Annotated in this window: 4 protein-coding genes; all 4 read left to right on the forward strand. The window is 73.5% G+C overall.

Features of this window, described 5'->3' with window-relative positions; all coding sequences use genetic code 11:
- On the forward strand, positions 1 to 1,222 hold a 1,222-nt coding region (locus BUB17_RS24735), incomplete at its 5' end, for a sodium/proton-translocating pyrophosphatase (RefSeq protein WP_175561483.1).
- A 171-nt stretch (positions 1,223 to 1,393) separates the two neighbouring features.
- A complete protein-coding gene (locus tag BUB17_RS24740) occupies positions 1,394 to 1,711 on the forward strand; it encodes a hypothetical protein (RefSeq protein WP_072921441.1) in 318 nt (105 codons plus the stop codon).
- Complete coding sequence (locus BUB17_RS24745; protein WP_072921445.1) at positions 1,708 to 3,231, forward strand: alpha/beta hydrolase; 1,524 nt, start codon at positions 1,708 to 1,710, stop codon at positions 3,229 to 3,231. Before BUB17_RS24740 ends, BUB17_RS24745 begins: the two co-directional genes overlap by 4 nt.
- A gap of 194 nt (positions 3,232 to 3,425) precedes the next feature.
- Positions 3,426 to 6,170: type I DNA topoisomerase (topA, locus tag BUB17_RS24750; protein ID WP_072921447.1), on the forward strand; the 2,745-nt coding region annotated here is incomplete at its 3' end.

Here is a 6,170-nt window from a genome sequence, read left to right on the forward strand (position 1 = left end):
CGTCCTGGCCGCGGCCATCCAGCAGCTCACCGGCTACTTCACCGAGACCAGCCGCAAGCCGGTCAAGGACATCGGCCGCAGCTCGCTGACCGGCCCGGCGACCGTGATCCTCTCCGGCATCTCCCTCGGCCTGGAGTCCGCCGTGTACGCCGCGCTGCTGATCGGCGGTGCGGTCTACGGCGCCTTCCTCATCGGCGGCGGGGCGGCCCTCTACGCCGTCGCGCTCGCCGGCTGCGGTCTGCTGACGACGGCCGGCGTCATCGTCGCGATGGACACCTTCGGTCCGGTCAGCGACAACGCGCAGGGCATCGCGGAGATGTCCGGCGACATCGACGAGGAGGGCGCCCGGGTGCTCACCGACCTCGACGCCGTCGGCAACACCACCAAGGCCATCACCAAGGGGATCGCCATCGCGACCGCTGTGCTCGCCGCCACCGCCCTCTTCGGCTCCTACAACGCCCAGATCGCCGTCGCCCTCGACGTGGCCGGCGGCACCCTCGGGAGCGCCTTCAGCCTGGTGAACCCGAACAACGTCGTCGGCGCGGTACTGGGTGCCGCGGTCGTGTTCTTCTTCTCGGGGCTGGCGATCAGCGCGGTCTCCCGTGCTGCCGGGCGAGTCGTCTTCGAGGTCCGGGAGCAGTTCCGTACCAAGCCCGGGATCATGGACCGCACCGAGCGGCCGGACTACAGCGCCGTCGTCGACATCTGCACCAAGGACTCGCTGCGCGAGCTGGCCACCCCTGGTCTGCTCGCCGTCCTGGCGCCCGTGGCGGTCGGTTTCGGTCTCGGCTTCGGCCCGTTGGCGGCCTACCTCGTCGGCGCCATCGCGGCGGGCACCCTGATGGCGGTCTTCCTCTCCAACTCCGGCGGCGCGTGGGACAACGCCAAGAAGATGGTCGAGGACGGCGCGTACGGCGGAAAGGGCAGCGAGGCGCACGCCGCCACGGTGATCGGTGACACCGTGGGCGACCCCTTCAAGGACACCGCAGGCCCGGCGATCAACCCGCTGATCAAGGTGATGAACCTGGTCGCCCTGATCATCGCGCCGGCCGTCGTCGGACTGTCGGTCGGTGACGACGCCAACACCAGCCTGCGCGTCCTCATCGCCCTCGGCGCCGTGGCGATCATCGTGGTCTCCGTCGTGATCTCCAAGCGTCGGTCGGTCGTCGTGGGCGGCGCCTCCGCCGACAGCTCGACCTCGCTGACCACCAGCGTCCCCTGACCGCACGCACCGCACACTGCGGCACGGGCGCGCCGACCGGCGCGCCCGTGCCCGGTTTGTGGACAGCGATCTGCGATGTGGACGGACACCCGCGGGACGGCACCCGCCCGGCCTAGCGTCCCGCCGCACCGGTCCCGCTGTGGGCCCGGACAGACGCCGGGAGGTCCTGACGTGTCCGCAACGATCGCCGCGGAGTTCGACGCCATCGACGCGCTGGCCGCCGAGCTGGCCGGCCTCGCCGCCGAGCTGGCCGGAGAGGCGCAGCTGTGCCGCTCCACCGCGGTCTCCCTGGGGACGGCGGTCAGCGGGCCAGCCGGCGAGGGCGCCGGCGCCGCGGGCTCGGGGTGGGGCACCGCCCTGGAACTGCTGGGCCAACAGACCGGAGCGCTCGCCGCCACCCTGTCCGCGGCCGTCGACTCCTACCGGGCGGCCGACGCAGCGCTGGCAGACCGGGTGCTCGCCGGGCGCCACACCCCGGCCGTCCGGTGAGCGCCCCCACCCTCGCCGAGGTCGCCGGGTGGGACGTCCCGCTGCTGCGTGGGGCGGTCTGGACCCTTGACTCGGTCGCCGCCGGGCTGCCGGCCTGGCGGGCCCGGGTCGAGGCCGTCGGCCGCTCGCTGGAGGACGCCTCCTGCTGGTACGGGCCGGCCGCGCAGTCCGCCGGCGCCGCGCTCGTCGACGTCTCGACGGTCGCCACCGGGGTCACCGCGGCCCTGGACGAGTCCCTCGAGCACGCGCAGCGCCTGCTGGCCGAGGCGGAGACCGCACAGGAGCTCGCCGAGCGGGCCCTGGCCGCTGCCGCGTCGATCCCCGTCGTGCTCGACGGCGCCGGGCGGCTGGTCGGCCCCCTGCCGGTAGACCCCACGGGAGAGGCCGACGCGGTACGGACGGCTGCTGTGGTGCGGGTCGAGGCACTGGCGGCCGACGCCCTGGCGGCTGCCGGACGAGCCGGCCTGGGGGCCGGCGAGGCAGTTGCCGCGCTGATGGGCCTCGGGATCGGTGGGACTCTCGCCCCGGCCACCTTCGAGGACCTGTCCTGGTTGGTGGCAGTCGAGGACGCATCGACTCCAGCGCCTCCTCCCAGCGGGAACGACCCCACCGCGGTCGCCGCGTGGTGGGCGGGTCTGTCAACGGCTGCGCGGGTGAGCGCCATCCACGGGCGCCCGAGGCGGATCGGCGACCTCGAGGGCCTCCCGGCCTGGGCCCGGGACCGCGCGAACCGGCTGGTGCTGGACCGGACCCTCGTGACCCCCCGCAGAACCGGTGGCCCGCCCGTGCCGGGACAGGCGATGGCCGTGTCCGTGGCGGCGGAGATCGCCCGTCGGGAGGCATCGGGCGAGGAGGTCCAGCTCCTCCAGTTCGATCCGGGCGCAGGGCTTACGGCCCTCGGCCTCGGCGACCTCGACACAGCCGGGTCCGTGGCCTTCGTCGTCCCCGGGATGCTCAACTCACCCGAGCGCACCCTCGACGACGTGGTGGCCGCTGCCGACACGGTCGCCGATGCCGGTCGCGCCGCCGATCCGGGACTGGCGGTGGCCGCGGTGGCCTGGTTCGGCTACCGACCTCCCCTGGGCATCGGTGCGCTCGGCACGTCGATCAGTCGTGAGGGCGGCCGTGCCCTGGACAACGCGCTGGACGGTCTCTCCGCCGCTCGAGCTGCCGATCCCGTCCGGGTCGTCGTCAGTGCGCACAGCTACGGGACTCGGGTGGTCGGTGCCGCCGCCGCGGCACCTGGCCCGATGGCCGCCGGTGCGGTGATCCTCAACGGGAGTCCAGGCATGGACGGGAACGCCCGCAGTCTGGAGGTCGCGGAGGTGTACGAGGCCTCGTCGCCCGTCGACCCGATCACCTGGTGGGACGCGCACGGGGAGTACGCGACCTGGGATGACGACTTCGGAGCCGTCGAGCTCCCCACCGGCCAGGCGATGCACGGGGAGTACTACGACGCCGACCACCCGACGCGGGCGGTGATCGGCGAGGTGGTGGCCGGAGTCCGTGAGCCGGCATGACCCGCCGGGGCCCGGGAACACGGCACGACCCTCGGCCATTGGAGCGGGTGACGGCACGCCCACGGTCGGTCGCCACCGGGCTCCCGGTCGGCCCCGTGGCCTACCGTGGCGTCGCCGAGGGCACGCGGACAGCGACCGCGTCGTCCGGCGCCGGACCACCGGCGCCTGCACCGAGCACCACCGACAGGAGCACCGTGGCACCCACGAAGACCACGCACACCGGCACCCGGACCGCCGCGGCGACCGCCGGGGGCACGAGCACCCCTGCCCGCCGCCGGACCGCCGCCGGCGGTGGACGGCCGCTGGTCATCGTGGAGTCCCCGACCAAGGCCGGGAAGATCGCGGGGTACCTGGGCAACGGCTACGTCGTCGAGGCCAGCGTCGGGCACATCCGCGACCTGCCGCGCAACGCCGCCGACGTGCCGGCCGAGCACAAGGGCGCGTCCTGGGCGCGGCTGGGTGTCGACGTCGACAACGCCTTCGAGCCGCTCTACGTGGTCAGCCCCGACCGCAAGCAGCAGGTCAGCCGGCTCAAGCAGCTGGTCAAGGACGCCAGCGAGGTCTACCTCGCGACAGACGAGGACCGCGAGGGCGAGGCCATCGCCTGGCACCTGGTCGACACGCTCAAGCCGCGCGTTCCGGTGCGGCGCATGGTCTTCCACGAGATCACTCCGGAGGCGATCGCCCGCGCCGTGGCCAACCCGCGGGAGCTGGACACCGCGCTGGTCGACGCGCAGGAGACCCGCCGCATCCTCGACCGGCTCTACGGCTACGAGGTCAGCCCCGTGCTGTGGAAGAAGGTCCTGCCCAAGCTCTCGGCCGGGCGCGTGCAGTCGGTGGCGACCCGGATCGTCGTCGAGCGCGAGCGGGAGCGGATGGCCTTCCGTTCGGCCGACTACTGGTCCCTGGAGGGCACCTTCGCGGTCACCGGCCGGCGCACCAGCACGGACGAGGGCGAGCCGACCACGGTGCGCGCCCGCCTGGTCAGCGTCGACGACAGCCGGGTCGCCACCGGCCGCGACTTCGACCCCGCCACCGGACGGGTCACCGGCGAGGTCGTACACCTCGACGAGGCCGGCGCCCGCGGTCTGGCCGCCCGGCTCGAGGGCCGGCAGGTCACCGTCAGCCGCGTGGACGAGAAGCCCTACCGGCGGCGCCCGTACGCACCCTTCACCACCTCCACGCTGCAGATGGAGGCCGGCCGCAAGCTCGGCTGGTCCTCGGCGCAGGTCATGCGGGTGGCGCAGCGGCTGTACGAGAACGGCCACATCACCTACATGCGCACCGACTCGACCAACCTGTCGAACGAGGCCCTCAACGCCGCCCGTACCCAGGCCCGTCAGCTCTACGGTGACGCCTACGTGCCGGCCGAGGCGCGCCGCTACGCCAAGAAGGCCAAGGGCGCCCAGGAGGCGCACGAGGCGATCCGGCCCGCCGGTGACAGCTTCCGCACCCCCGGTCAGCTCGCCGGCCAGCTCGCCCGCGACGAGTTCCGGCTCTACGAGCTGATCTGGCAGCGCACCATCGCCTCGCAGATGGCCGACGCCGTCGGGCAGAGCGTGAGCATCCGGCTGGCCGGACGCAGCAGCACCGACGAGGCGGTCGAGTTCACCGCCAGCGGCCGCACCATCACCTTCCCCGGCTTCCTGCGCGCCTACGTCGAGTCCCGCGACGAGGGTACCGCCGGCGACGACGACCACAGCAGCGACGACGCCGAGCGCCGGCTGCCCCGGGTCGAGCGCGGCCAGCAGCTCGACACCCGGGAGCTGGAGGCCAAGGGTCACTCGACGACCCCGCCGTCCCGCTACACCGAGCCGAGCCTCGTGGCGCGGCTGGAGGAGCTGGGCATCGGCCGGCCGTCCACCTACGCGTCGATCATGCAGACGATCCAGGACCGCGGGTACGTCTGGAAGAAGGGCTCGGCGCTGGTACCCACCTTCGTGGCCTTCGCCGTGATCAACCTGCTGGAGCAGCACTTCGCCCAGCTCGTCGACTACGACTTCACCGCCTCGCTGGAGCAGGAGCTCGACGAGATCGCGGCCGGCGACCTGGGCCGGGTCGACTGGCTCACCGAGTTCTACTTCGGCGGCGAGGGTCGGCACGCCGGCGGCATCGCCGCTTCCGGCGGACTCAAGTCGGTGATCGGCCAGCGGCTGGAGGAGATCGACGCCCGCGGGGTCAACTCCATCCCGCTGCAGGCCACCGGGCCGAACGGCGAGCCGGTCGTCGTCCGGGTCGGGCGGTACGGGCCCTACCTGCAGGTCGGTGGCGAGGACGGCCCCCGGGTCAGCCTCCCCGAGGACCTCCCCCCCGACGAGCTGACCCAGGACAAGGTCGAGGAGCTGATCGCCGCGCCGTCCGGCGACCGCACGCTCGGCACCGACCCGGAGTCCGGGCTGCCCGTCGTGGTCAAGGCCGGCCGGTACGGCCCCTACGTCACCACCGTGGTGCCCGAGGGCAGCAAGGAGGCCCCGCGCACGGCCAGCCTGTTCTCCTCCATGTCGCCGGAGACGGTCACCCTCGAGGACGCGCTGAAGCTGCTCACGCTCCCGCGAACCGTCGGCGCCGCACCCGACGGCGAGGAGATCCAGGCGCTCAACGGCCGCTACGGGCCGTACCTGAAGAAGGGCACGGACTCCCGCTCGCTGGAGTCCGAGGACCGGTTGTTCACCGTCACCCTCGACGAGGCGCTGGCGGTCTTCGCCCAGCCCAAGCAGCGGGGTCGCCGGGCCGCCGCCGCGCCGCTCAAGGAGCTGGGCGCCGACCCGCTCACCCAGGGCACGGTCACCGTCCGCGAGGGCCGGTTCGGCCCGTACGTCACCGACGGCGAGACCAACGCCAGCCTGCGCAAGGGCGACGACGTCGAGAGCATCACCCTCGAGCGCGCCGCCGAGCTGCTGGCCGACCGGCGCAGCAACCCGAGCACGAGGAAGCCCACC

Source organism: Geodermatophilus obscurus, assembly GCF_900143215.1.
GTDB lineage: Bacteria > Actinomycetota > Actinomycetes > Mycobacteriales > Geodermatophilaceae > Geodermatophilus > Geodermatophilus obscurus_A.